The 25,846-nt window shown below is 50.5% G+C and carries 24 protein-coding genes; 23 read left to right on the top strand and 1 reads right to left on the bottom strand.

Going from position 1 to position 25,846, the window contains the following annotated elements; translation table 11 throughout:
• The first annotated feature begins 42 nt into the window (after nucleotides 1–42).
• From WG8_RS25590 to WG8_RS25485, 22 genes are all read left to right on the top strand, one after another.
• The gene (locus tag WG8_RS25590; protein WP_007433210.1) at nucleotides 43–471 is read left to right on the top strand and encodes a CBS domain-containing protein; all 429 of its coding nucleotides are present in this window, start codon (nucleotides 43–45) and stop codon (nucleotides 469–471) included.
• Between the two features lie 121 nt (nucleotides 472–592).
• Nucleotides 593–895, top strand: a complete 303-nt coding sequence (locus WG8_RS25585; RefSeq protein WP_007433209.1) for a MazG-like family protein — start codon at nucleotides 593–595, stop codon at nucleotides 893–895.
• A 5-nt stretch (nucleotides 896–900) separates the two neighbouring features.
• On the top strand, nucleotides 901–1,818 hold the full coding sequence (locus WG8_RS25580; RefSeq protein ID WP_007433208.1) for a DUF2232 domain-containing protein: 918 nt from the start codon (nucleotides 901–903) through the stop codon (nucleotides 1,816–1,818).
• An 11-nt stretch (nucleotides 1,819–1,829) separates the two neighbouring features.
• On the top strand, nucleotides 1,830–3,818 hold the full coding sequence (locus WG8_RS25575) for a DHH family phosphoesterase (protein WP_007433207.1): 1,989 nt from the start codon (nucleotides 1,830–1,832) through the stop codon (nucleotides 3,816–3,818).
• Complete coding sequence (gene rplI / locus WG8_RS25570) at nucleotides 3,815–4,258, top strand: 50S ribosomal protein L9 (protein WP_007433206.1); 444 nt, start codon at nucleotides 3,815–3,817, stop codon at nucleotides 4,256–4,258. Before WG8_RS25575 ends, rplI begins: the two co-directional genes overlap by 4 nt.
• A 2-nt stretch (nucleotides 4,259–4,260) precedes the next feature.
• Entirely contained in the window at nucleotides 4,261–5,619 is a 1,359-nt protein-coding gene (gene dnaB, locus WG8_RS25565; protein ID WP_007433205.1) for a replicative DNA helicase, read from the top strand.
• A 376-nt stretch (nucleotides 5,620–5,995) separates the two neighbouring features.
• Nucleotides 5,996–7,282, top strand: a complete 1,287-nt coding sequence (locus tag WG8_RS25560) for an adenylosuccinate synthase (protein ID WP_007433204.1) — start codon at nucleotides 5,996–5,998, stop codon at nucleotides 7,280–7,282.
• Nucleotides 7,283–7,809: 527 nt separating this feature from the next.
• Nucleotides 7,810–8,634 (top strand): ABC transporter permease, encoded by an 825-nt coding sequence (locus WG8_RS25555; protein WP_007433203.1) that lies wholly within the window; start codon nucleotides 7,810–7,812, stop codon nucleotides 8,632–8,634.
• A 27-nt stretch (nucleotides 8,635–8,661) separates the two neighbouring features.
• Nucleotides 8,662–9,693 carry an ABC transporter ATP-binding protein gene (locus tag WG8_RS25550; protein WP_007433202.1) on the top strand — a complete coding sequence of 344 codons (1,032 nt, stop codon included), beginning with the start codon at nucleotides 8,662–8,664 and terminating at the stop codon, nucleotides 9,691–9,693.
• A 103-nt stretch (nucleotides 9,694–9,796) separates the two neighbouring features.
• The gene (locus WG8_RS25545; RefSeq protein WP_007433201.1) at nucleotides 9,797–10,966 is read left to right on the top strand and encodes an extracellular solute-binding protein; all 1,170 of its coding nucleotides are present in this window, start codon (nucleotides 9,797–9,799) and stop codon (nucleotides 10,964–10,966) included.
• A gap of 2 nt (nucleotides 10,967–10,968) precedes the next feature.
• Nucleotides 10,969–11,811 (top strand): ABC transporter permease, encoded by an 843-nt coding sequence (locus WG8_RS25540; protein ID WP_043891428.1) that lies wholly within the window; start codon nucleotides 10,969–10,971, stop codon nucleotides 11,809–11,811.
• Between the two features lie 31 nt (nucleotides 11,812–11,842).
• A complete protein-coding gene (locus tag WG8_RS25535; protein ID WP_007433199.1) occupies nucleotides 11,843–13,330 on the top strand; it encodes a hypothetical protein in 1,488 nt (495 codons plus the stop codon).
• Nucleotides 13,327–13,794, top strand: a complete 468-nt coding sequence (locus tag WG8_RS25530) for a hypothetical protein (protein WP_007433198.1) — start codon at nucleotides 13,327–13,329, stop codon at nucleotides 13,792–13,794. The genes WG8_RS25535 and WG8_RS25530 overlap by 4 nt, the downstream gene beginning before the upstream one ends.
• The gene (locus tag WG8_RS25525; protein ID WP_007433197.1) at nucleotides 13,787–14,809 is read left to right on the top strand and encodes a CehA/McbA family metallohydrolase; all 1,023 of its coding nucleotides are present in this window, start codon (nucleotides 13,787–13,789) and stop codon (nucleotides 14,807–14,809) included. The genes WG8_RS25530 and WG8_RS25525 overlap by 8 nt, the downstream gene beginning before the upstream one ends.
• A 22-nt stretch (nucleotides 14,810–14,831) precedes the next feature.
• Nucleotides 14,832–15,548, top strand: a complete 717-nt coding sequence (locus WG8_RS25520) for a GntR family transcriptional regulator (RefSeq protein ID WP_043891427.1) — start codon at nucleotides 14,832–14,834, stop codon at nucleotides 15,546–15,548.
• Between the two features lie 147 nt (nucleotides 15,549–15,695).
• Nucleotides 15,696–16,298, top strand: coding sequence for a hypothetical protein (locus WG8_RS25515; RefSeq protein ID WP_007433195.1), 603 nt, complete (start codon nucleotides 15,696–15,698; stop codon nucleotides 16,296–16,298).
• A gap of 298 nt (nucleotides 16,299–16,596) precedes the next feature.
• The gene (locus tag WG8_RS25510; RefSeq protein WP_007433194.1) at nucleotides 16,597–18,120 is read left to right on the top strand and encodes a M23 family metallopeptidase; all 1,524 of its coding nucleotides are present in this window, start codon (nucleotides 16,597–16,599) and stop codon (nucleotides 18,118–18,120) included.
• Nucleotides 18,121–18,351: 231 nt separating this feature from the next.
• Nucleotides 18,352–19,083 (top strand): response regulator YycF, encoded by a 732-nt coding sequence (gene yycF / locus WG8_RS25505; RefSeq protein ID WP_007433193.1) that lies wholly within the window; start codon nucleotides 18,352–18,354, stop codon nucleotides 19,081–19,083.
• Nucleotides 19,080–20,909 carry a cell wall metabolism sensor histidine kinase WalK gene (gene walK, locus WG8_RS25500; protein WP_007433192.1) on the top strand — a complete coding sequence of 610 codons (1,830 nt, stop codon included), beginning with the start codon at nucleotides 19,080–19,082 and terminating at the stop codon, nucleotides 20,907–20,909. The genes yycF and walK overlap by 4 nt, the downstream gene beginning before the upstream one ends.
• Nucleotides 20,906–22,255, top strand: a complete 1,350-nt coding sequence (locus WG8_RS25495; RefSeq protein ID WP_007433191.1) for a YycH family regulatory protein — start codon at nucleotides 20,906–20,908, stop codon at nucleotides 22,253–22,255. The genes walK and WG8_RS25495 overlap by 4 nt, the downstream gene beginning before the upstream one ends.
• Before the next feature lie 18 nt (nucleotides 22,256–22,273).
• Nucleotides 22,274–23,038: a two-component system regulatory protein YycI gene (gene yycI, locus WG8_RS25490; protein WP_007433190.1), complete on the top strand. Its 765-nt coding sequence runs from the start codon at nucleotides 22,274–22,276 to the stop codon at nucleotides 23,036–23,038.
• Between the two features lie 5 nt (nucleotides 23,039–23,043).
• Nucleotides 23,044–23,850: an MBL fold metallo-hydrolase gene (locus WG8_RS25485; RefSeq protein WP_007433189.1), complete on the top strand. Its 807-nt coding sequence runs from the start codon at nucleotides 23,044–23,046 to the stop codon at nucleotides 23,848–23,850.
• Here the strand turns inward: WG8_RS25485 and WG8_RS25480 are convergent.
• Nucleotides 23,819–24,025: a hypothetical protein gene (locus WG8_RS25480; protein WP_007433188.1), complete on the bottom strand. Its 207-nt coding sequence runs from the start codon at nucleotides 24,023–24,025 to the stop codon at nucleotides 23,819–23,821. The two genes, WG8_RS25485 and WG8_RS25480, sit on opposite strands and share 32 nt — an antisense overlap.
• A 503-nt stretch (nucleotides 24,026–24,528) precedes the next feature.
• On the opposite strand from WG8_RS25480, the gene WG8_RS25475 reads away from it, so the two are divergent.
• On the top strand, nucleotides 24,529–25,764 hold the full coding sequence (locus WG8_RS25475; protein ID WP_007433187.1) for a S1C family serine protease: 1,236 nt from the start codon (nucleotides 24,529–24,531) through the stop codon (nucleotides 25,762–25,764).
• Nucleotides 25,765–25,846: the final 82 nt, after the last annotated feature.

Genomic DNA, 25,846 nt, shown 5'->3' with positions numbered 1-25,846 from the left:
ATCATTTGATTTACATTTGATTTTGAGGGGGATTCGTTTCTCATGAATATCGCTTTTTTCTTGCTTCCCAAACAGGAAGTCGCTTGTGTAACGGCGGATGCTACTTTGCGGCAAACGTTGGAGCGGATGGAATATCACCGTTTCACAGCGGTTCCCATTTTAGATAAGGAAGGTAGATATACGGGTACGGTTACAGAAGGTGATCTGTTGTGGCATATGAAAGAGTCTGAGGGGAAAATCACCTTCGAAAACGCTTCTAAGTTTATGCTCAAGGACGTTCCGCTGCGGGTTTCGATGAAGCCGGTGTCTATTGATGCGAATATGGAGGATTTAATTAATTTGGCTAAAGTACAGAACTTTGTACCCGTTGTGGATGATATGGAACGATTTATCGGTATCGTGCGCCGCAGCCAAATTATAGAGTATTGTGAAAAGTTTGTGTCCAGAGAATCATTTAATACTTCATCTTAAAATAAGCGCATAGCTGCTTTTGAAAATAACGATTTCTCCTATGGGGCAACAATTATTTTCAAAATAGGATATGCTATAATGGAGAATAAAGCTTTTTCAGAGGAGTGTGACTCTTCATCATATGCCTAAGGAAATGGATGTTGTGAAAAGGGCCAAGGTTATTGAATGGCTCAAAACAGAAGTTCTTGACCAAGTTTCCCGTCTGTTTAAAGCGATGTGGGAAGGCAGTACAGCCCGTATTGGCGATTGTCTGGCGAGCTTAATGATGAGCAGTTATATTTTGGGAAGGCGTCTTGGAGTGTCTTACCGTGAATTGGATGATCTACTCATCGACAAGCTAAGAAGACACAGAAAAGAAGGACACCAGTTGGAGGATTGGTATCAGGATATCTCTGCACTGGAAGAACATATGCGTAAGAGGTGAAAATGTTGAAATTCCGCTTGGCAACTGTAGCATGGAGCGTTATTTATTTGCTTCTGCTGCTGACTTTATTGACACCACTGAAAATCATTACCGTATTTTTGCTAATTGTGCCTGGCGCTGTACTGTTTTCATCGCTGCATTTCAAAGGATTTTTGATTCATGTCATGCCGGCGTTGTTGATTTTGGCGCTACTAGACGTGTATTCATTGCTCCTTGCGATTTATTTTCTGATTCCTTCCATGTTGATGGGACGGATATATAAAAGGGGAGGATCTTCTTTTCAGGCTTTGATGACAGGAATGGGTGTTATTTTAGCCGAGTTCTTGGTTGTATTGCTTATCGCTACGTATTCATTCGGATTCGATCTTTCGCAGTATCTTCGCGATCAGGCGGCGATAACGGAACATATTGTACAGCAGATTTTAAGCGCCAATCCGATGCTTTCGGGCACAAATTGGACTGCGGAGGATACACAGCAGCTCGGTACGATGCTTATCGGTAGAGTGCCATATGTGCTGATTGTAACCTCCTTCTTATTGGCTGTAATCACACACGCTTTGGTACGTCCGGCATTGAGTAGTCTCGATGTGCCTGTGCGTAAAATGAAGCCTGCCCGAGAGTGGAGGCTGCCGCGCGCGCTGATCTGGTATTATCTGCTAGCTATTGTGATTGAATGGATAGCAAGTTCCTCCAATGGCAGCTGGATTCAGATGGTTTCCATCAGTATGCTGCCGCTAGTCCATGCATGCTTCACCATTCAGACGATTGGTTTTGTTTACTTCTGGATGCATAGCCGTAAAATGAGTTCGGTGATTGCACTGCTGCTGTCGCTCGTCGTCCTGATTGTCCCACCGCTCCGCATTATAGGTATTATTGATTTGGCCTTTCCGCTGCGTGAAGCTATTACAAGATCAAAGAAATAAGGTGAACAGTCATGCCTAAATTTCTACAAAAACGCTGGCACGGCTATCAAACTGCCTGGGCGTTTTTGCTGCTGCTGGTGCTTGTCATATGTATTTCCATGTACAATTGGGAACTGGGTGTGATAGGACTGCTGCTGTCATTCTTGCTTGGCGGGCTGATGCTGAAGACGGAATTGGATTTTCGTCGGGAGATGAATCAATATATCAGCGGTCTTTCCTTCCGGGTCAAGCGGGTAGAGGGGGAAGCCATCAGCACACTGCCGTTTGGGATCATTTTATACAGTGAACATCGAACGGTAGAATGGCATAATCGGTTTGTCGGGGAAATGTTCGAGGAGCAGTCGCTGATCGGCGAGCCTCTGCAGGATCTATTTCCCCAACTGGCAGGAGCTTTAAGTGTCAAAAAGGAAACCAAGGAGCTGACTCGCGAGCTGAAGGTGGAGCTTCAGCATGATGAGCGCTACTATCAGTTCCTGATTGTGCTGGATGAGCGCCTGATATACCTGTATGAAGTAACAGAGCTGGCGGTACTGCGCAAGCAGTATGAAAACGAGCGCCTGGCGCTCGGTATCGTCATGCTCGACAATATGGACGAGGCCGCTCAGGGGATGGACGATCAGCAGCGTACTGCGCTTATTGCGAAGGTGACAAGCGAGATTACGTCCTGGGCGAACCATTACAATATTTATTTGCGCCGCTTGTCATCCGAGCGCTATCTCATTATGCTGAATCATAAAGCGCTTCAGGAGCTGGAGCAGAGCCGATTCGTCATTCTGGATACGGTAAGGGAAATGACGGCGGATTTGAAAGTGCCCATGACACTGAGCATCGGTTTGTCCTTCGGTGCGGAGAGCATCAAGGAGCTGGGCGAGCTGGCTCAGTCCAGTCTGGATATGGCGCTCGGACGTGGGGGCGATCAGGCAGCAGTGAAGGCCGGGCAGCGCCTGTCTTTTTATGGAGGCAAGTCCAACGCTGTCGAAAAGCGTACAAGGGTGCGCGCTCGGGTCATTGCCCATGCGCTGCGTGATCTGATGCAGGAGAGCGACCGCGTGCTGATCATGGGACACAAAATACCGGACATGGATGCATTGGGAGCGGCCATCGGCGTGTGGAAGGCTGCAGCGCTGTACAATGTAGAAGCACATATCGTGCTGGATAAATCCAATCCGTCCATCGACCGGATGATGGAGCAGGTTAACAAGGACGAGAAGCTGTCGCAGGCACTGATGACGCCGGAGCAGTCGCTCCAGGCCATGACCGAGCATAGCCTGCTGGTCGTGGTGGATACGCACAAGGCCTCGATGACGATTGAGCCGCGTCTCGTGCAGACGGCAAGCCGGGTGGTCGTTGTAGATCACCACCGTCGGGGCGAGGAATTTATCAACGATTCGGTTCTGATCTATTTGGAGCCGTATGCGTCGTCGGCCTGTGAGCTGGTGACCGAGCTGCTGCAATATATTCATGAGAAGGTCCAATTGACACCGCTGGAGGCGACATCGCTGCTGGCCGGGATTACGGTGGATACCAAGCATTTTTCCCTGCATACAGGCTCACGTACGTTTGAGGCGGCCGGTTTTTTACGGCGCAGCGGGGCAGATACAGTCATGATCCAGCGTATGCTAAAAGAGGACCTGGATGAATATATTGCTAAGGCGGAAATTATTAAGCATGCTAAAATGATATATGGCCACATCGCGATTGCGGTGACAGAGCCCGGACAAAAAATACCGCAGCTTCTGATTGCTCAGGTGGCGGATTCATTACTCAATATGACGGATGTACTGGCCTCCTTTGTGGTCAGTGAACGTCCTGACGGCCTGGTGGGGATCAGCGCCCGTTCGCTCGGGCGCATGAACGTACAGGTCGTCATGGAACGGCTAGGCGGCGGAGGACATCTGACGAATGCGGCGGTCCAGCTGGATTGCTCGCTGGAGGAAGCCGAGCGCAGAGTGGTCGACGTGCTGGCCGAAATTGATGGGGAAGAGGGGTTATTTGAATGAAAGTGATATTCATTAAAGATATGAAGGGTCAAGGTAAGAAAGGGCAGGTTAAGGAAGTATCCGACGGTTACGCAGCGAATTTTCTGCTGCCGCGTGGTATTGCCCGTCCAGCAACGGAAGGAAATATGAAGACGCTGGAGAATCAAAACGCTGCTGAGGAAAAACGCAAGCAAGAGGAAAAGGAAGAGGCACAAGTACTCGGCAAAAAGCTGGAAGAGACAACAATTCAGCTCAAAGCGAAGGCTGGAGACGGCGGACGGCTGTTCGGCGCGATTACAAGCAAGCAAATCGCAGAGGCTGTTGCTAAAACCGGCATCAAGCTGGATAAACGCAAAATCGAGCTGGAAGAACCGATTCGTACGCTCGGCGTGACTCAAATGACCGTCAAGCTTCATCCTGAGGTCAAAGCTACGCTGAAGGTACAGGTGACTGAAGAATAATTATGGGCGGCGAATTTTTTGATCGGATTCCTCCGCAAAATCTGGAGGCTGAACAGGCGGTTATCGGGTCGATTTTGCTCCAGTCGGAAGCACTGATTACCGCGATGGAGCGGGTGCAGACCGAGGACTTTTACGATAAGGCTCATCAGATGATTTACGAAGCAATGATTGAGCTGGGTGAATCCGGGCAGCCGATTGACCTGGTTACACTGACCTCGAAAATTCAGGACAAAGGTCAGCTGGAGGATATCGGCGGTGTCAGTTATCTGGCGAAGCTGGCTCACGGGGTGCCAACAGCGGCTAACGTGGATTACTATGCCCAGATTATTGAAGAAAAAGCGATGCTTCGTCGCTTGATTCGCACAGCTACGCAAATTGTGAGCGAAGGCTATAGCAACGGCGAAGATGTCGCCGGTATGCTGAGCGATGCCGAGCGCAAGATCATGGAGATATCCAACGGTCGCTCAGGCAGTGGTTTTATCGCCATCCGCGATGTCGTGATGGAAGTGTTCGACCGTGTCGAAATGCTGCATCAGAACAAGGGCAACACAACCGGAATTCCATCCGGCTTCGTTGACCTGGACAAGATGACGGCAGGCTTTCAACGCAATGACTTGATCATTGTGGCCGCCCGTCCATCTGTAGGTAAAACGGCGTTCGCCCTGAATATCGCGCAAAACGTTGCAGTGCGGGCGAAAGAGACGGTAGCCATCTTTAGTCTGGAGATGTCGGCGGCTCAGCTCGTACAGCGGATGATCTGCGCCGAGGCTAATCTGGACGCGAACGTCATGCGGACAGGTGAATTTAAAGGCGACGAGGATTGGGCCAAGCTGACGATGGGGATTGCAGCCTTGTCCGAGGCAGAAATCTATATCGACGATACGCCCGGTGTCACTGTCGCCGATATCCGTGCCAAGTGCCGCCGTCTCAAGACGGAGAAGGGACTTGGCATGATCGTAATCGACTACTTGCAGCTCATTCACGGACGCGGCAAAGCAGGCGAGAATCGTCAGCAGGAGGTATCCGAAATTTCACGGACATTGAAGCAAATTGCCCGTGAACTTGAAGTGCCCGTTATTGCCCTTTCCCAGTTGAGCCGGGGTGTGGAGCAGCGTCAAGACAAGCGGCCGATGATGAGTGACTTGCGGGAATCGGGTTCCATCGAGCAGGATGCCGACATTGTCGCGTTTCTGTACCGGGACGATTACTATAATCAGGAAACGGAAAAGAAAAATATTATTGAGATTATCATAGCCAAGCAACGTAACGGCCCGGTCGGAACGGTAGAGCTGGTGTTTCTCAAAAACTATAATAAATTCGCCAATTACGAGCGTGCCCATTCGGATGCGTTCGCGGGCTAATGTAATGAATATATTAGAAAAGGGCTCTTTCGACGCGTGTTTTGCGAGTTGAAGGAGTCTTTTTCATAGGCTATTTACATATTTTCATATCAGGATTGAAACTCCTAATTACGAACAATACTATTTTCATGTGATATATTGTTCGTTTTTTATTTGACTTTGAAAAATGGTGCTGGTACACTTATAGTGCTGCTTCAACGCAGTGGGGAGATCATTACGCCCGGGGCTTTCCGATCTACGGAATGTCTGCGACGGACGTTTTTTCCTGCTGTCCGAGAACGCTCCATATCTGTTCGCTGAGACAGTTAAAGTCAGATGTGCGTAGTGTGTCAGCTCAAAATCAGAGTGTCTGTGGCACTCCACGGAGGAATGAAACATGTCAACTGTAGTCGTTGTGGGAACACAATGGGGAGACGAGGGCAAAGGTAAAATCACGGACTATTTGGCAGAAAGTGCTGAAGTGGTGGCCCGTTACCAAGGCGGAAACAATGCTGGTCATACGATTCTCATTGACGGTAAAAAGTATAAGCTGAGCCTGATTCCATCCGGCGTTTTTTATGAAGATAAAAAGTGTGTTATTGGCAACGGCATGGTAGTGAATCCAGCCGCTCTTATTGAAGAAATTAATTATATTCATGATAATGGCTTTTCTACGAAAAATCTGGTCATCAGTGACCGTGCACATGTGATTATGCCTTACCATATGACGCTGGACGTACTGGAAGAAGACCGTAAAGGTCCTAACAAAATTGGTACGACGCGTAAAGGGATCGGCCCTGCTTATATGGATAAAGCTGCACGAAACGGTATCCGTATTGCTGATTTGCTGGATGCGGAGGAATTCGAAACGAAGCTGCGCCTTCTTACGAAGGAAAAGAATCAAGTGATCCAGCAGGTTTACGGCGGTGAGCCGCTGGATGTAGAAGTAATACTGAAGCAATATCTGGAGTATGCGGAATTTATTCGTCCTTATGTAGGCGATACGTCTGTTGTGCTGAATGATGCGATTGACGCGAACCGTAAGGTACTGTTCGAGGGTGCGCAAGGCGTTATGCTCGATATCGACCAAGGTACGTATCCGTACGTAACGTCCTCCAACCCATCGGCTGGCGGCGTATGTATCGGTTCCGGTGTCGGACCATCCAAAATTCAACAAGTGATCGGTGTAGCCAAATCGTACACCACTCGTGTAGGGGATGGACCGTTTCCAACCGAGCTGAACGATGAGATCGGTGATTATATCCGTGAAACAGGTCATGAGTACGGCACCGTTACAGGTCGTCCTCGCCGTGTAGGCTGGTTTGACAGCGTCGTTGTGCGCCATGCCCGCCGTGTCAGCGGACTTACGGGTCTGTCCCTGAACTCACTGGATGTATTGACAGGCCTGAAAACGGTCAAAATCTGCACAGGCTACAAATACCGTGGCGAGATCATTACGCATTATCCGGCAAGTCTGAAAATGCTGGCGGAGTGCGAGGCGGTATACGAAGAAATGCCGGGCTGGAGCGAGGACATCACTGGTGTGAAAACACTGGAGGAGCTGCCTGAGGCAACCCGCAATTATGTACAACGTGTATCCGAGTTGACAGGCATTCCTATCGCCATCTTCTCTGTGGGTCGTAACCGTGATCAAACAAACCAGGTGCTTCCGATTTACTTGTAAGACAGAATGAACGGGGATGGGTTAAGCCGATTGCCTCGTTCAATGATATAGCTATTTTCAAAAGAGAAACCCAGTCTTTTTCAAAGACTCCGGGTTTCTCTTTTTGGTTTTTTCCTATATAAATTCGTAATAAGAAGGATAGGGTCTATCTTTAAAGTCATTTTGTAATCCTGATTGAGAACAGGAACAAAGTTGCTTTAAAGATAGACCTTTATTATTCGTCTCACTATATAGGATGAACTAAAGAATAGAACAAGTGGAACGAGAACGAAGTGGACGGAATGGTGCTGTACAAGCGACAGCGTTCGCCTTTGTGCCCGGATTTCAACCATTTTAGCTTGATTTAAGGAAATCCGGGCACAACAGCGATGGGAAGCACCATCCGTTCGCGTAGTGGCGCTTCGTGTACATTTTCCGTCCCCCTTTACATAATCTTATCTTCCTTGTCGATTTGTGATAACAAACCCTCTCTATAATCCAAATTGAAAAGAGATTCGGACGTCTAGACGTCTTGAGAGGGATGAATTATGAACTGGTATCTTCGCTCACTCGGCACACGCAAAATTGTGGAATTCATCGTGCTTGTCGTTTTCGTCATCTTTTTTCTGGGGCCTCTGACCAATCTGCTTCTGTTGGCGGTTTCGGGAAAATGGCAGTATCCTGCACCGCTCCCACAGAGCTTGTCACTGGAATGGTGGAAGTTTGTACTTACCCAGGATGACGTACTCAGCTCGATTTCCCTATCCTTCCTGATTGCTATTACCGTTACGGTCTGCTCGATTATCGTATGTATTCCTGCTGCCTATGCCTTTGCACGGATTTCCTTTCCGCTCAGCAAGTGGTTTCTATTCTCATTCCTGCTCACGCATGCTTTTCCGAAAATGGGTTTGTATGTGTCTATTGCCGTGCTGTTCTACCAATTCGGGTTAATGAACACTTTTGCAGGCATTGTACTCATCCACATGGTGAACACGCTCATGTATATGACATGGATTCCTTCCTCTGCGTTCCGCAGCGTACATCGCGCACAGGAGGAGTCCGCACGGGATGCCGGAGCCGGACCGTTTCGGGTATTCTGGAAAATCACCTTTCCCATGGCGTTGCCCGGTATTGTGGTTGCTTCCATCTTTACCTTTCTCGCTTCACTGGATGAGGCACAGGGGACACTGCTGGTCGGAACACCGGACTATAAAACGATGCCAGTCATTATGTATTCCATCATTGCCGATTATCCGAGCACAACGGGTGCTGTGTTCTCGGTCATTCTTACTCTACCAACGATTATTCTGCTATTGGCCGCCAAGCGTTTTGTAAGTGCGGATGTACTGGCAGGCGGATTTCAGGTGAAATAACGTAACTGGTCAAAAGGAGCCTAGATCATGTCCATTCAACTATCCATTCAAGAGCTAACCAAACGCTTCAAGACAGGAGACGGAGTCAAAGGCATTTCACTTGACGTAATGAAGGGGGAACTGGTGACGCTGCTTGGGCCGTCCGGCTGCGGCAAAACAACCGTGCTTCGCTCGATTGGCGGCTTTCTTGACCCGGACGCTGGTGACATCCGGATTCAAGGTAAAAGCGTACTGAAGCTGCCTCCCGAAAAGCGCCCGACAGCTATGGTGTTCCAAAGCTATAATCTGTGGCCGCATATGACGGTGTATGACAATCTGGCCTTCGGATTGAAGATCCGCAAGGTGAAAAAGGCGGAGATCGACCGCCAGGTCAAGGAAGCGCTGGCGCTGGTCCGGCTGGAGACGGCGGAACGCAAAACGCCCGGTCAGCTCTCAGGCGGCCAACAGCAGCGGGTAGCACTTGCCCGTGCTCTGCTGCTAAAGCCGGAAGTATTGCTGCTGGACGAGCCTTTCTCCGCACTGGATGCCAAGCTGCGGATGGAGATGCGGGAGGAGCTGCGCGACATCCAGATGCGGACGGGAATGACGATGGTGTTCGTTACCCACGATCAGGAAGAGGCGTTGTCCATTTCGGACCGGATTGTAGTCATGAATGCAGGCCGGATTGAGCAGCTTTCGACGCCGCAGGAGATTTATGACCATCCGCAGTCACTGTTTGTGGCAGGATTTATCGGCCGTATCAATTTATTAAGGGGGGTGAGCAAAGGCCGCAGTGTCTCCGTAAGTGGAATACCTTTTCCGCAAGAGCATGAATACACAGGTGAATCCATGGTAGGTGTAAGGCCGGAGGATGTTGTTCTGACGAATGAGGACAACCCGTCTCTGTCTGGAACGATCCGGCAGGTGATGGTTCTCGGGCATTATGCCGAGGTGTCGCTGGACAGTGGTACGGATCATCTGAAAATGTTTGTGCCGCGTGAACGGGCTGCCGAGCTGCGCAGTGGAGAGCAAATCAGATTCAGCTTCAATAAAATTGTTACTTTTCCAGCAGCACAGTGAATGTCTACCGTCAACCTTCTACATTGCTTCAATATCAATCCATCATGAACGCATCATCTAGCGGTGTTGCGAACTTGTGCAACCATCTAAAGGAGGAAACAACGTGTTTGGGAAAAAGAAGATGAGTCTGATTTTGGCTGGGGTGCTCAGCCTATCGTTATTGGCCGGATGTGGGAACAGCGGCAAGGCCGCAACCACGACAGGAGAGGCCAAGGACACGAAAGCAGGGGCAGCTGCAGGCGCGACGGAGATTTCCTTGTACACTGGCGGATCTTTGAACGTCAAAGAGTTATGGGAAACCTTAATTAAAGATTTTGAAGCTAAAAATGATCGCATTAAGGTCAAACTGGTATATTTGCCAGCCGGGACCGGAGGTGCATCGACGCTGGATCGTCTGATCGCAGCCAAAAAGAGCGGACAAACCGATGTGGATATCGATCTGTACGAGGGTAGTCTGGATGACATCACCAGAGGTGCAGGTGAACAACTGTGGGACACGATGGACGCCAAGAAGGTTCCGAACCTGACTAATGTCGATGAAACCTATCTGAAGCAAGTAAATAATCAGGCTATTCCATACCGGGCATCTTCGGTAGTTCTTGCCTATAATAGTGCGAAGGTGGCTACGCCTCCCAAAACAGCGGATGAGCTGTATACGTGGATTCGCCAGCATCCCGGCAAGTTTGCTTATAACGACCCGTCCACGGGTGGTTCAGGCAGTTCGTTTGTAAATACCGTCATTTATAACTTCCTCCCGCCAGAGGCCATGAACAGCAATGATCCGGCTAATATGAAGAAATGGGATCAAGGCTTCTCACTGCTTAAGGAACTGGGGCCTTCGATGTATCAAAAGGGTGTCTATCCGAAAAAGAATCAGGGCACGCTTGATGTTCTCGCGAGCGGAGAGGTGGATATGATTCCAGCCTGGTCCGATATGGCTTTGGAGCAATTGGCGAAAGGACTGCTACCTGACACGATCAAGCTGACGCAGATTGATCCTGCTTTTACAGGCGGCCCGTCTTATCTGATGGTTCCTTCCCTTTCCTCCAAGAAGGAAGCGACACAAGAATTTCTGAACTATGTGCTGACACCGGAAGCACAGAAGGTTGTTATCAATAAAATGTATGGATACCCGGGAATCAAGTGGAGTCTGATGCCAAGTGAGCTGCAAGAGAAATTCAACAGCGTATCTTCAGGCTACCGCAGCTTCAACAGCGGCGAGCTTCAGCAGGAAATCTACAAACGCTGGCAAAGTGAAGTCGCAGGCGGCTGATCATGAGTTCATCTTCTAAAAGAGGGATGGTGGGGCTTGCCCTGGTCATCCCGTCTTTTCTCATTTTGCTGGTGGTCGTTATTATTCCCATTGTCTATGCCGTGAAGGAAAGCTTGATTGATCAGCATGGAACCGGCTACGGCCTGGCGAACTATATTCGGCTGTTCACGGAGCCTGCCATGCGCAGAAATATTATATATACGATCAATGTCACGCTAGTCTCGACGGCCCTTACGCTGGTCATCAGCTATGCTTTGGCGATTTACCTGAGATTTGGCAAAGGGGTCGTCGTAAAGTGGATAGGCCGATTGTATTTTATTCCGATGTTTGTTCCCGGAGTAATTGCAACGTATGCGATTATTACGATGTATGGCAATCACGGCTGGGCTGCACGTCTTTTGCTGCCGCTCGGCATTGAAACCATTCCCAGGATTATTTATGACTACAAAGGGCTGGTGCTGGCTAATTTGTGGTTCAACATCCCGTTTGCAACCATGCTGCTCAGCTCGGCACTTGCCAGCATTCCGAACGCTGTGGTCGAAAGTGCCAGAGATGCGGGCGCCAGCACGATGCAGCTGTTTGGGCGCTTTATTTTACCCCTTTCCTACAAAACGATGTGGGTCGCGGTGACTTTCATTTTTATGGGAATCATGGGCAGCTTCACAGCCCCGTTCCTGATCGGAGCCAACTCGCCGCAGGTATTGGGTGTCGCCATGCAGCAGGTATTTTCCAGCTATCAGGAAACGCATACGGCAAGCGCTATGGCAGTGTTTATGTTTTTACTGTGTTCTTTCATGGGCTACTTTTATATTCGAACCATGGTGAAGGATGCGGATGCGGGCTAGATGGCCGCTATACACTAAGGAGGTTACAGGGATGAACAGCCAAGCAGAAGTGCAGATGACCGGATTTCGCGGGGAATTACAGGAAAAAGACCTGCTGGATTGCGGGTATCGGATTGCCTTACACAAAGCCGAGGTCGAGCTCAGCACGGGGAACGGGTTCCGATTCACGTTTTCCATGCCGGAAGACGGATTCGCAGAGCTGGATTTGCTGGCCCGCTCGGAGAGCGACTGGGCTGCGGCAGATCGGGAATCAGCCTTCGTGCGCCTCTACCTGAACGATGTCTATAATCAGGACGTTATTTTGTATTATGGCAGCAGCCTGGGTGTGTACACTCGTTTGTTGGGGTATCTGAAGGAAGGCGATTATGAGGTGTATGCGGAATTCCGCGAATTGGAGTCTGCTCCGCTGGTGTCCAGAGCCTGGATCGACGGGGTCGAGCTGCGCTGTGTGGCTGATTCTTCGGCCAGATCGCTTGTCTATCGCCACACCCCTCTTTTGTATGGTCGCAATCTGTCCCATCCCTATGAAAATCGTTTCACGGATACGCCGCTGGTTCTGTTTTATTCGGTGGCAGAGGAGGCAGAACGAACGATCATCGAATATCAGATGATGTTCAGCCATGAGGATGAAGGAACGCCAGCACCGCTGTTAATGAGCAAGTGGGGAAGAACAACAGATATTGAATGGATGTATCGCGTTGAGCTGGATGCAGAAGGCGGCGTGTTGAATGCTGTTTTCCAAGGCCCTCATCACATCACTACTCCTTTCCAGGGAAAATATGCTTTGGGCGGGCATCCTGTTCTTCAATCGGCTACGACCAATGGAAACTTTACGGATCATATTACGTCAGGCTACCGTTTTATGCTGACACCTTCATTCCAGTGGAAGCCAGAGGAAGAGCCGCGTGAGGCGGTTATGAGTCGTTTTCCTTTTGCCTATCAGGTCACCGGGTGGGAAATGGAGCGCCAGCAGGAGCTGGAAATGCCATCGCTTGCGTCATCTATCGCCCTTGCTTCTCAGCGAAGCTACGTCTTTATCCAGACGTCCAAATATCCTGTGCCCAGTTCCGACGGTGAACGCGCTTTGCCATCCAGACCGGGCTTTAATCGACGTGAAGAGGATGCCTGTGTCGATATCCAGCTTCGCCTGCATGGCTCCGATCAGTGGTATTCATCGTGCCATCATGATCTGAGACTCGGGGATTTTAGAGCCGCTTACGAGGGGGCTGAGTCACATTTTTCCACGACGATCAAGCTATCGGGAGAGCCTGCGCTGGATGATATAGCGGAAATCAGAGCAGTGCTGCTGGAAGGCGGTGCCGACCGGATGAAGGTGGCGGGATTGTATGCTTTTATGCTGAACGAAAATTATTTGCCACAGCAGTCGGGGATTCGTACCAACCGGGTGCTTGAGCTAACGCGGGATACCCCAACAGGTATTCTATGGGCATCGGCAGACGAGGCAGACTCAGGTTCTAATGCCGAGAATTACCAAGCAGGCAAGGATGAGCATGTATGAGCAAGCTGCTGTATGTAGAAGGAACAGTTGATCGTTCCTGTACCCAGAGCCATATTACGTACTCTTTTCATATTTCACAGCCGGCAGACATCATTCACATTCAGTTTTCGTACACCCCCAAGCTATTGGAGGATCAGGAGCAGGCTCGAAGCATGATTGAAGCGAGTATGAGCCGATACGGATACGATGAACCAGGTCATGCTGAGGACGCGTGGAAGAAGTATGCGCCACTGCAAAATTTATTAACACTGTCTGTCGATGATCCTGTTCGCCATCGGGGCAATGCACACCGCCCCGAGATGCAGCAGGAGCATCGACTGGGTCCTTCCGCGGCTTCGCCGGGATTTGTCGCAGGCGACAATCCCGCAGGAATGTGGAGGATAACCGTCAGTCTGCATGCCGTTGTAACAGAGACGCTGGCATACAGCATTCAGGTATGGGGGGAGGATGCTGCACATGGTTAAATGGATTCCGGCGGAGCTTCATACCCATACGCTTCACAGCGATGGCAAGCAAACATTGGAGGAGCTGGCCCAAAGTGCGGCCAATCTCGGCCTTGAATGCATCGCCATGACGGATCACAATACCCAGTCTGCACTTGTAGATCAGGAGCGGGTCGAGCAGCAGTTTGGTGTCCCGATCATTCCAGGGATGGAATGGACCACCTTTTACGGACATATGCTGACGCTTGGGGTAGACCGTTTTATCGACTGGCGTGTTCTCGGGCCGGATGATATTCACGAGGGGATTCGGAAGGTGCATGAGCAGGGAGGGATTGCAGGGATTGCCCATCCGTTCAGGATTGGAAGCCCGATCTGTACGGGGTGTTTTTGGGAATACACCATTCAGGACTGGCATGAGGTCGATTATATCGAGGTATGGTCAACACTCATGCCATCGATTAAGCGTGACAGCCAGCGGGCATTTGCGATGTGGACGGATTTGCTGAATCAGGGTTATCGCATCACGGCGGTAAGCGGTCGGGACTGGCACGTATCCAAACCGGATGATGCCCTTCCGGCGGTCACTTATCTGGGTGTGCAGGAGGAGACAGGAGAACAGGGGACCTTGGCGATCCGGGCCGTTGAGGCGATTCGCAACGGCTCTGCATCGGTTACGATGGGGCCGTTGCTGACGATGCAGGCACAGGTTGAGGGGGATGACAAGCGCTATCGTATCGGGGAATATGTAGAACCGCAGGTAGAAGATGCACTGTCAGTGACGATACAGTTGGATACAGAGACCAGAGCCGCCCATTACCGTTTGGAGCCGCAAAGCCTTCGTCTGCTGCTGACCAGCCGTCAGGGGACATGCTCTGAAATCCACATTCCTGCTCAATCCGGAGAATATACGATAACACTGCAAGACCCGGCAGAAAAGGGCTGGGTACGAGCTGAGCTATATGGATGTATGGAAGACTGCGTTACTATGATTGCTTTTACGAATCCGATTTATATCGCTGGAATCCAATCATTATGATAGAAAGGCTGGGCTTTGGACGGTGTCGACCAAACAAGAGAGCATTAAGTTGCTCATAGAGGAATATATAGAGGCTAACCAGATTGGCCCGGGTGACAGGCTGCCTTCGGAGGCTGCGCTTTCTCAATCGTTCCGAGTGTCGCGTACGACGCTGCGTGGAGCCATTCGCCAGCTGGAAGCGGAAGGAAAGCTGCTGGTAAAGCACGGAAGCGGTACGTTCGCCACTCGTCCGCTCCCCAGCATTCCCAGTTCGTTGGATCGCTTGTACAGCATCGGGGATATGATCCGTTCTGCAGGGCTGCGGGAGGACGAGCAACTGAAATCCATCCAGAGGATTTCGGCGTGTCCGCCGGATATTGCCGACCGAATGGAGCTTTCCGAGCATGAACCGATGATTGTGCTGGAGCGTACGCGTACCGCGGACGGAGAAGCGGTGGCACACTCTATAAACTGGATGCCGGAAAAGTTAGCGAGTCCAATTCTGGAGGACGGCTCTTTTTCAGGGTCCTTATTTCAGAGCCTGGAGCTTCAGGCCGGGGTACGAATTGTAGGGGCCTATTCAGAGCTTACCGTTCCGAATGATCACGATGCCCACGCGGCACGTCTGCTCCAGCAGCCACAGGCTACGGTATTACTGCTCAAGCAGCTTCATTACGATGAGCTGAACCGACAGGTGCTGTATTCACTGGATTATGTCCGCAATGATATTTTCCGCTTTTGGGTACGCCGGACCCGCTGATCCACTGCTAGGTCACATCTACTATTCAAGCGTGCTAGTTTTACATATTCCAAGGGTTAAAAATCGTCATATCTCGTCAATACTGATTGATATGCACTTCATGATGATGTACACATGGCAAGCTGCGTATGAAGGAGGTAACGGGATATGAGATGGCTTGGATGGCTGCTCAAAAAAGGAATGACGGTGGTGCTGGTCAGCGTTCTGACGCTGGCTGTGACAGGTGTGGTCGTGAATGCCTATGTTCAATCGCTGCTGCGGCAATTCAACATTCAGCTCGATCATCAACCGATATGGGGATTGGGCTGGCTGAGTGGGAACTCGGGCGCAGATAAAAGCACAGATACAGGTAAAAGTACAGACACAGGAAAAAGCAAGGCGACGGGCGGGAGCTCGGAAAATGCAACCCCACCAGATGGTGCTCTGCCCGTCATGGGACAGGGATTGGACGAGGGTGAAGGCGGTACAGGTGCCGCTACACCTGAAACAGGTCAGTCGACCAGTATTGAGGGCCATGACTTGGTGATTACGCCCGATCATTTAACGGAGAAGAAGAACAATTTGCCTGCGGCGCAGAAACAGGAGATTTTTGCGATTCTGATGAATAAGCTGCCGCCGGAGGAGATGCAGAAAATATCAGCCGCCATGGAAGGCGGCCTGACCGAACAAGAGCTTCAGGATATTCAGCAGGTGCTTGCGAAGTATTTGACGAAAGAAGAGTACAACAAGCTGATGAGTATGCTCAAATAATAACGATGATATTATGGGCAAAGCTTATGCTCAACATAACACTGAGGAGTCCGCGCCTGGCGCGGATTTTTTTGCGTGCTCGGAAGAAATTGGAGCGCAGTTGAATTCTTTGTAAAAGCTATGTTAAAGTAAACTGTGTTGTGAAAAGGTTAAAATTTTGAAACCTTTTACGCAACTACGTAATGATATATAGCGACTAATTACTTATATAGACTTGCAAAATGACTACTTTTGTCGTGGAAAAGAACAATAACGAACGCATTTAATAGAGAGAGGATATGCTGAAAAGGAGAGGACCATGGAGGTTTCTAAGGGAAAGTATTCACCAGATCACAGCAATGAGGTTTCAAGCGTTGAAAGCAATGCTGCTGGCCAAGCAGGGAAAATAGCAGCATGGTGGAGCGGACGGAAAAGATGGCTGAGCTGGACGGCAGGCGGCGTAGTGATTGCAGGCATTCTTATTTTTGCTGGCAATCAGTATGTTGGAGCCAACACGGTTCCTTATTATAAAGTGTATGTAAAGGGCGTCGAGGTCGGCAATATCCTGAATGAGCAGCAGCTGAAGCAGCTGTATGCTACCAAGACCAAACAGTATAAGGACAAGTATCCCGGCGTGGACATGGTACTTAATACGAGCGCGGTAACAACAAGCACGGAAAAGGCATATAAAGCGGACATCGACAGTGCTGCCACGCTAAAAAAGCTGGACGGCATGCTGACAGCATATGCCAAAGGGGTCGAAGTGAAGGTCAATGGAAAGACGGTTGGCATTGTGAAGGATAAAGCGACGGCACAGGCGGCGTTAAAGCAAGTACAGAAGAAATACATACCTGCGGGTGAGAGTAAGGCTGCAGGTATTAAGGGGCTGGTTCGCAAGACGTCGGTGGGCAGCAGTCACGCTGGTGCCAGTACCAAAACTCCTAAAGCATGGCTGGAGTCTGCCAGTATCCGTGAGAAAATTGCATATGAGCCTGTGAAAGCTGACCCTAACAAGGTGCTGACGGAGGCAGAAGCGGTCAAGGTGTTGACCGAGGGCCGGGAGGAGCCTGTAACGTACACGGTACAGGAAGGCGATTCGTTGTCGTCCATCGCCACTAAATTCAATATGACGGCTTGGGATATTAAACAGAATAATCCTGGCGTGCGCGAGCTGTATCTGCAAATTGGGGACGAATTGAAGGTCACTGCACCCAAGGCCCCAGTCACGGTACGGACGGTAGAGAAGGTTGCCGAGCAGATTGCCATCGAGCCTGAGGTTGAGATTCGCCAGAGTGATGAATTGAAGGCAGGGGTCACCAAAGTCGTCAGACCAGGACAAGCGGGTCTTAAAGAGATGGACTATCGTTTGACCAAGGAGAACGGTGAGGTTGTGCAAGAGGAATGGCTCGGTCAAAAGGTGCTGCAGCCGTCTGTTACCGAGGTGGTTCTGAGAGGCACGAAGGTCATGGGAGAAGGCTCGGGTCAATTTGCCTGGCCGACGGCGGGTGCAATCATGACGAGCAGCTTCGGAGGACGCTGGGGACGTATGCATGAAGGCGTTGATTTGGTCGGCAATCATACGATTCAAGCCTCGGATGATGGTGTGGTCACATTTGCAGGCCAACAGAATGGCTACGGTAATGTCATTATCATTGACCATCGCAACGGCTACCAAACGGTATACGGGCATTTGAGCAGTATTGGTGTTCGTGTGGGACAGGTCGTACAGCAGGGTGAAGCGATTGGCATCATGGGAAGCACCGGACGTTCAACAGGCACACATGTTCACTTTGAGATTCGCAAAAATAATACCGCACAAAATCCAATGACGTATTTAAGATAGATTTATCGATTATATCGGAATGTACATGATTCATGAAGATCAAGGGGAAAGGCCATGTTTTTCTGCATGACTAAGGTCAGGTGCAGGCATGGTTTTTTCTGCGTAAAGAAAAGGGTCCGAAGAAGTAATGGAATGGCGCGCGGGTATGATAGAATAGAATCAGCATCTTATGGGTATTAACACACGAAAGATCAATATAAATGACGATCCGTGAGAAGAGGTGAACGCTGTATGCAGGGGACGATTCTGGTCGTGGATGATGAACAGCCTATCGCTGATATTTTGAAATTTAATTTGGAAAAAGAGGGCTACCAGGTAATTTGCGCGTTTGATGGAATCAGCGCGGTGGATATTGCGGTCAAGCAGCAGCCTGACCTGATTTTGCTGGACCTGATGCTGCCGGGCATGGACGGCATGGATGTATGCCGCGAGGTGCGCGGGCATCAACTCCAGACGCCGATTATTATGCTGACCGCCAAAGACGGCGAAATTGATAAGGTGCTGGGGCTGGAGCTGGGTGCGGACGATTATGTGACGAAGCCGTTCAGTACACGGGAATTGCTGGCACGGGTAAAGGCACAGATGCGCAGACAGCAGCGCGGCGGGGCAAGTACGCCGGAAAGTCGTCCGCAGGAGGACAAGCAGGGGCTGCGCGTGGGTGACCTCTTTTTTGATACAGATATGTATACAGCTTACAAAAACGGGACGCCGCTTGATCTGACACACCGAGAGTATGAGCTTCTGCACTACATGGCGAAGAATACTGGAAAAGTCATGACCCGCGAGCATTTGCTGCAGGCGGTGTGGGGGTTCGAATACTACGGGGATGTACGGACAGTGGATGTGACGATTCGGAGACTGCGCGAGAAGATCGAGGAAAATCCGAGCAAACCAGAGACCATTCTGACACGCCGTGGGCTCGGATATATTGTTAGCGGGAGCAAAGGTGGCCTGAGGGCATGAGATGGCTGTCTTTCTTTCGCACCATTCATGCCAAGCTGATTATTATTTATGTGCTGCTGATTTTGGTGGCGATGCAGCTGATCGGAGTCTATTTTGTCAGCTCCATGAAGAACTCTCTGACGAGTAATTTTACACAGGATTTGCAGGCACGGGCGGAAATGCTGTCTGTGCTGGCAGAGCAGGATTTGAGCGGCAGTGACGGTAAAATGGAGGAGGACAGCGTAGAAAGCCTGCGCGCGCGGGTGAACAATCTGTTCGATTTCAGCGGTGCGGAAATTCAGGTGCTGGATGCCAGCGGCAAGGTATTGATCACCTCCCAAGGCTCACACGCCGATTATGTCGGGCGTAAAAACACGCAGACCGTCGTCAGTCGCGCACTCCAGGGGATTCGCGATAACGAGGAGTACATGGTGGACGAGGATAACGTCCGTAAAAAGGTCGTCGCCAAGCCTGTCATCAGTCAGGGCAAAATTGTTGGAGCGGTGTACATTGCCGCTTCGATGACTGAGCTGTACGATACGATGAAACGCATTAACAATGTGTTTCTGTCCGGTATGCTGATTGCGCTGGCGTTGACGGCTGTGCTGGGCGTAGTGCTGGCGCATACCATTACACACCCGATCAAGGTGATGACACGCCATGCGACAGAGGTCGCAGAGGGCAAGTTTGACCAGCAGATGCCGGTGTTTGGTGAAGATGAGATCGGCAGGCTCAGCGTGGCCTTTAACTATATGACAGGCCGCTTGCGTGAGGCGCTGTCCCAAAATGAAGAGGAGAAGGAGAAGCTCTCCTCCATCCTGACCAATATGAGCGACGGTGTAGTCGCTACAGATGATCATGGCCGGGTCATTCTGGTTAACCGCCGGGCCAGCGCCATGCTGGGCGTGAACGAGAACGAAATGACCGGTAGACATATCGCGGTATTGCTGGGGATCGATCCGGAGGAAACCGAGGCCCTGTACAGCGGCTCTTCGGCCTCCACGCTGCTGCAGCTGGAGCCTGCGGGTCAGGATGAGCCGATCGTGATCCGCGTGACGTTCACGCCGATTCATCGGCGGGAATTTGGCATTACGGGCACGATTGCCGTGCTCCAGGACGTGACGGAGCAGGAGGAGATGGAGACGACACGGCGGGAATTCGTAGCGAATGTATCCCATGAGCTGCGCACTCCGTTGACGACGATCCGCAGCTATGCCGAAGCGCTGGATGATGGCGCTCTGAGTGAGCCGCAGCTTGCGGAGCGCTTCGTGGGCGTAATTCGCAACGAGACGGAGCGTATGATCCGGCTGGTCACGGATTTGCTGCATCTGTCGCGGCTGGATTCCAATGAAGCGCCTTTACGGATGCAGCCTGCGGATGTGATGGAGATGCTGGACGAAGTGGCGGATCGATTCTCTTTTCAAATGAAGCAAAAGCACATTCGCTCAGGAATGTTCGTAGAACAGGGGATCGGCAAGGTCGTCATCGACCGCGATCAAATTGAGCAGGTATTGGACAATCTGATGTCCAATGCGTTGAAATATACGCCGGAGGGCGGGAGTATTCGGATTGAAGCTCGCCGCAACAGTGAGGGGATGCTGTCCATTTCGGTACAGGATACCGGAATTGGTATTCCGAAAAAGGACCTGGACCGGATTTTTGAACGGTTTTATCGTGTAGACAAGGCAAGATCGCGCAATATGGGCGGTACAGGATTAGGGCTGTCGATTGCCCGGGAAATTGTAAAGGCACATGGAGGCCAGATTTTTCTGGAGTCAGAATATGGTCAAGGGACCTGCACAACCTTTACGCTCCCCATGTCGGGTGAAGGGAGGGAAGCACAGTGAAGGAACGTTTGAAATCAGGGGCGCTTGTTTTTCTGGTGGCTTCCAGCCTGGTACAGACTTATTTTTTGATCTACCGCCTTCCAGGCAGTGATTCTGTACTCACTTCAGAAACAAACTATGTGAAGACCGAAAGCATGGGGCAGGAGAAAAAGATTGAGAACCTCGTGTTTCCTGATAAAATGCTCATTCACCAAGGGGGCAAAAAACATACTGTTTTTTATCCGGGTGTTGCTTTTTACGACTTGATTTACACGCGGCTGGAAAGCCGGAGTTTTAACAATTTCCAGCGTCGAAGTATCCAGTCGGCGGACTGGGCGCGGATTCGCAGCGAAAATGAGGGCATTGAATTGTCTTTTTCGGGCGGCGTTCCCGTTTCATTACTGGAGCGAGTCATGCGTCTGACGCCGGATTCGGTGTTTCAGGGAGAGACGATTAACCGCATCTGGATCTATATCGACGAAAAGAATGCCAAGCCGCATGCGCTCTTTTTCAGTGCCAGAGGCGATGTCGTGTATGAGGCGAACCAGTTCGACATGACGGTGGAGGATGTAAGACAGCATGTGAATTTTGGCAAAAATGCCCCGTTGTACGAACTGGTGGATAATCAGTATTACATTCCCGTAAACGATCTGGAGACGGTACAGCCTGTGGTGTATGCCGGGTTGTTTACGACAGAGCAGATGCAGCGCAACTTGTTTTTCGATCCGGGGATTACACGCAATATTCAGGAGAAGGATGGCTCCCAAATTTATACTGACAGCAAGCGGAGTCTGCAAATCAAGCAGGATCAGCGATGGATGAGCTATACCGATCCCAGCGCCCCCGGGGCGAGCGGAAGCAGCCCGATCAGGGATGTATTGGCCGCAGTTGATTTTGTAAATCAACATGGTGGCTGGGATGCTTCTTATCAGCTGAAAATGAGAAGCAGCGATGAAAATCGTACGAGTGTGCTGTTCCAGCAGTATTACGGGGCTTATCCGGTGCTGGATACACCGTCATTCCGCTTTGGTACGATTGCGCTGCAAATCCAGCAGGAAACGGCATCTGTCTATGATCGTTCGCTGCTGTACCTCAAGGGTGGGGAGCAATCCTCGAAGAAGGCTATGCTTCCGGGCGGCGAAACCTTGAAGAAGCAATTGGAGACGATAGGCAAAGGAAAAAACATCAGGGATTTAACTCCTGTATATCAGCCGGAGCTGACCAATGATGGGTTGAAGCTTGTTCCTGAGTGGCGCGTTACGCTGGGCGACGGTTCTGTCGCAGAGATTCATGCTGTTCCGGTAACGACAGCATCGACAGCATTGAATTCACCACAAACGCAGCTGTCTCAGGAGACAAAAAAGTGACAGGAAGGGGGAACGGGAATGGATTGGAGCCGCGCGAAAAACGTACTGATCTGTACATTTTTGCTGCTCAATGCGGTGCTGGGCTACCAGTTGTGGCATGATGCGCAGGAAACGGCAGGGCCGAATTTGGATTTTACCTCATTGGATGAAAATACGCAGCGTTTAATGGAAGAAAAGAGCATTCAGGTGCTGGCTCCGATTCCCGGGGACACCCCACAGTTGCCCAAGCTTTCCTACACGTATGTTCATAGTGGGGAGAAGGATGATCGCGTGCAGCTGGTAAAACCGGTAGACAGCAAGCTTGTTTTCACCCATGATGCGCTGGTTGAGGCATTGGAGCCGCAAATCAAGGATATCGACAACTATCAGTATGATCCACTGGATGTTCAGGAGGAGCCGGCATCCGGACAGATGGACGCTTTTGTGCTGCATCCGTTGGTACAGGATAAGTGGCCGCTGTTTAATGTGAAGCTGGCTTTGTTTTACAGCAACCAGAAGATTACAGGGTATCGTAAAATTCAGGTGATTCTCCAGCCCTCAGACGAGGCAAAGAAAATGCTGCCTGCGTCCAAGGCCTTGGCACGCTTGATCGACAGCTATTTGCCGCGTGACTCGATTGTGAAGGATATTCGGCTCGGTTATTATGGACAGACCTTTAACTCGGATAGCCAGGTGGCCGCCCCCGTGTGGCGGTTTATGCTGGATAACGGAAAAGGCGTTTATTATGTACAGATGAACGGAGATGTCATTAGTCCAAAGACAGAACATACAGAAGGGTCTTGAACGATATGGGGATTTCATTTACCGTGCTGTCGAGCGGTTCGACCGGCAACGCTACCGTTGTGCGGAACGAAGACACGACATTACTCATCGACGCAGGTCTCAGCGCGAAGCGTATTGATGAATTGCTGAAGGAACGCGACCTGAGCGGAGAAGAGCTGGATGGTATTTTGGTCACGCATGAACATTCTGATCATGTTAAAGGACTAGGCGCCATGGCGCGTAAATATAATTTACCTGTGTATGCCAATGAGAAGACGTGGTTTGCCATCAGCAATGCTGTCGGGCAAATTGCGGACGAGAACCGCAGAATACTGGAGACAGGCGCGACGCGGGAATTCGAGTCATTGCGCGTGGAGTCTTTTGGCATATCCCATGATGCAGCCGAGCCCGTAGGGTATAGCTTTTACGATGGGGCCGAGAAGCTCAGTGTAGCGACCGATCTCGGCTATGTTAGCGACAAAGTGAAGCAGGCGATATCAGACGCAGACGTATTGGTGCTGGAGGCTAATCATGATGTGGAGATGCTGCGTATGGGGCGTTATCCATGGAACATCAAGCGTCGTATTCTGAGTGATATCGGTCACTTATCCAATGAGATGGCGGGTGCGATTCTTAGCGAGCTGCTGACAGGACGGACGAAGCGAACGTATTTGGCACATTTGAGCCGTGACCACAATATGATGGAGCTTGCGAAACTGACCGTACGCGGAGCAATGGAGGACCGCGGCTGCTTTTACAAGGACAGTGAATTCCGGTTGTGCGATACGTATTATGATCGTCCTACACCTTGGGATAAGGTAAGTGAGTCATAAAGCTGTCCAGCTCGGCGGCTTTTCGTTCTACCTCTTCACGGGTCACGACGCCTTTATCCACCAGTAGTTCAATCAATGTACTTAGCGCCAGTGTGTTGCGGTAATGCTCGTCTTTTAAATCCGCAAGCTTGGCAGCCATACGAACTTCATCCATAGCTGAACGATGTGAATTCATCATATATTCCTCCTGAAAAATATTTTGAAAATGGCGTGTGGTAAGCTTGGTTATGCCTGTGGTTTTGCTGGGTGCTGTGATACAATGAAGCTAACAACAGATAGCTTTCTGAAGGAAGGCTCTCATCCAAAAGTATAGGCTGCTTGAAGCAGACGGGAACAGGCCAGAACGTCTCTATGAGACGATCATTTTGTAATAGAATAGAAGACTTGTTACTATTGTAGTCCATTGGTTTGGAAATCATTCCTCCTTTTTCCTCTATTCGGCGTCAGATTCGGCGTGTATGCTATTTTATGAGATCCGGTTGCTTGGGAAGTCGCCAGTTGTGGTGATAGATAAGTAGGCTGGAACGATTGGTTGCTGAATTCCGATGATGGGGGATATTCCATCCACTTGAGATGTTCAACGGAGCAGGTTCTCTGTAGCATAGGTTGGCGCAAGCCCGAATAGCCCTAATTTTTTAGTGAGTGTCGGTGCATGACAACGAAGGGGAGAGGATTAGTATGGGCTTGTTTGGAGACGATTTTTATTCAACAAAGGTATCTACACGTGCGGCTAAGAAAACGGCATTCAAGGCACGCCGTGGAGGAAGGGGACGTTGGCCACACCGGAACCGCGGAGTGAGTCCGATGCAGGCTGCTGTCATTAGCGGGGTCGTCAGTGCAGTGGTTGCTGTGCTGCTGTTCAGCTTTATTACAGGTTTGCCTTCCACTACAGCGGTAACCGGAGCAAGCCATTATTCCTTGCGGCAAGCAGCGGGTGATCCGTATGACCGGATTGTGCAGGCCGCAGCCAAGGTGCGCCCGGCTGTCGTCAGCATCGTGAACCTGAAAGGGGAAAACGGCACCAGCACAGAGCAATCGGCGCTTGGATCGGGTGTTATTTTCCGGGTGAGCTCTGGCAAAGCTTTCATTATGACGAACAACCATGTCATCGAAGGTTCGGATGATCTGGATATTGTAACCGTGGACGGTGTCAGAAAAGAGGCAAAGCTGATCGGAAAGGATCGCATCAGCGACATTGCTGTGTTGGCGGTTGATGATAAAGGCATTAGCACGGTAGCCGATATCGGTGACTCCAGCAAGCTTCGTCTGGGCGAGACCGTCATTGCTATTGGCAATCCGCTCGGCCTGGGTGACACGCTTACCTCCGGCATTGTGAGCTATACGAATCGGATCATTCCCATTTCCATTAATCAGGATGGCGTATATGACTGGGAGCAGCATGTTATCCAGACCGATGCAGCGATTAATGAGGGAAATAGCGGCGGTGCGCTGGTCGATCTCGACGGACGTGTAATTGGCATCAATACGATGAAAATCGCCGATACCGGGGTTGAAGGACTTGGGTTCGCCATTCCCGCCAATGAGGTGATGAAGACGGTGAATGAACTGGTTGAGGACGGCAAGATCACCCGCCCTTATCTGGGGGTCTACACGGTTGACCTCAATAATGAGTACGCACCGCTGGATGAAACACAGCGCAAGGAACTCAAGCTACCCGATAGCGTGAAGGACGGGGCAGTGGTTCTGGAAGCCCACGGTCCTGCCAAAGAGGCAGGCTTGAAGCTGAACGATGTCATCACAGCTTTTGATGGTGAGCCGATCAACTCCACGCTTGATCTGCGCCGCTACTTGTATGATACCAAGAAGATTGGCGATGAGCTGGAGGTTACTTTTTACCGGGCAGGCAAGGAAGAAACGGTGACGTTAAAATTAACGGATAAGCCGGAAGGCTAGGATTTAGCTTGTAGGCATAACTATAAAAAAAGGCGTTCTCCGGCTCATATCCGGGAACGCCTTTTCAGCTTGTCGATAGTGT

Origin of the sequence: Paenibacillus sp. Aloe-11 (assembly GCF_000245715.1) — a bacterium.
Lineage (GTDB): Bacteria > Bacillota > Bacilli > Paenibacillales > Paenibacillaceae > Paenibacillus > Paenibacillus kribbensis.
Note: the sequence above shows the minus strand (reverse complement) of the source record. Positions and strands in the feature narration are given on the sequence as shown.

What these genes read in the sequence shown, in the direction of transcription:
- WG8_RS25590 (WP_007433210.1), top strand. Translation starts at nt 43, where the DNA reads ATGAATATCGCTTTTTTCTTGCTTCCCAAACAGGAAGTCGCTTGTGTA.
- WG8_RS25585 (WP_007433209.1), top strand. Translation starts at nt 593, where the DNA reads ATGCCTAAGGAAATGGATGTTGTGAAAAGGGCCAAGGTTATTGAATGG.
- WG8_RS25575 (WP_007433207.1), top strand. Translation starts at nt 1,830, where the DNA reads ATGCCTAAATTTCTACAAAAACGCTGGCACGGCTATCAAACTGCCTGG.
- rplI (WP_007433206.1), top strand. Translation starts at nt 3,815, where the DNA reads ATGAAAGTGATATTCATTAAAGATATGAAGGGTCAAGGTAAGAAAGGG.
- dnaB (WP_007433205.1), top strand. Translation starts at nt 4,261, where the DNA reads ATGGGCGGCGAATTTTTTGATCGGATTCCTCCGCAAAATCTGGAGGCT.
- WG8_RS25560 (WP_007433204.1), top strand. Translation starts at nt 5,996, where the DNA reads ATGTCAACTGTAGTCGTTGTGGGAACACAATGGGGAGACGAGGGCAAA.
- WG8_RS25555 (WP_007433203.1), top strand. Translation starts at nt 7,810, where the DNA reads ATGAACTGGTATCTTCGCTCACTCGGCACACGCAAAATTGTGGAATTC.
- WG8_RS25550 (WP_007433202.1), top strand. Translation starts at nt 8,662, where the DNA reads ATGTCCATTCAACTATCCATTCAAGAGCTAACCAAACGCTTCAAGACA.
- WG8_RS25540 (WP_043891428.1), top strand. Translation starts at nt 10,969, where the DNA reads ATGAGTTCATCTTCTAAAAGAGGGATGGTGGGGCTTGCCCTGGTCATC.
- WG8_RS25535 (WP_007433199.1), top strand. Translation starts at nt 11,843, where the DNA reads ATGAACAGCCAAGCAGAAGTGCAGATGACCGGATTTCGCGGGGAATTA.
- WG8_RS25530 (WP_007433198.1), top strand. Translation starts at nt 13,327, where the DNA reads ATGAGCAAGCTGCTGTATGTAGAAGGAACAGTTGATCGTTCCTGTACC.
- WG8_RS25525 (WP_007433197.1), top strand. Translation starts at nt 13,787, where the DNA reads ATGGTTAAATGGATTCCGGCGGAGCTTCATACCCATACGCTTCACAGC.
- WG8_RS25515 (WP_007433195.1), top strand. Translation starts at nt 15,696, where the DNA reads ATGAGATGGCTTGGATGGCTGCTCAAAAAAGGAATGACGGTGGTGCTG.
- WG8_RS25510 (WP_007433194.1), top strand. Translation starts at nt 16,597, where the DNA reads ATGGAGGTTTCTAAGGGAAAGTATTCACCAGATCACAGCAATGAGGTT.
- yycF (WP_007433193.1), top strand. Translation starts at nt 18,352, where the DNA reads ATGCAGGGGACGATTCTGGTCGTGGATGATGAACAGCCTATCGCTGAT.
- walK (WP_007433192.1), top strand. Translation starts at nt 19,080, where the DNA reads ATGAGATGGCTGTCTTTCTTTCGCACCATTCATGCCAAGCTGATTATT.
- yycI (WP_007433190.1), top strand. Translation starts at nt 22,274, where the DNA reads ATGGATTGGAGCCGCGCGAAAAACGTACTGATCTGTACATTTTTGCTG.
- WG8_RS25485 (WP_007433189.1), top strand. Translation starts at nt 23,044, where the DNA reads ATGGGGATTTCATTTACCGTGCTGTCGAGCGGTTCGACCGGCAACGCT.
- WG8_RS25480 (WP_007433188.1), bottom strand. Translation starts at nt 24,025, where the DNA reads ATGAATTCACATCGTTCAGCTATGGATGAAGTTCGTATGGCTGCCAAG.
- WG8_RS25475 (WP_007433187.1), top strand. Translation starts at nt 24,529, where the DNA reads ATGGGCTTGTTTGGAGACGATTTTTATTCAACAAAGGTATCTACACGT.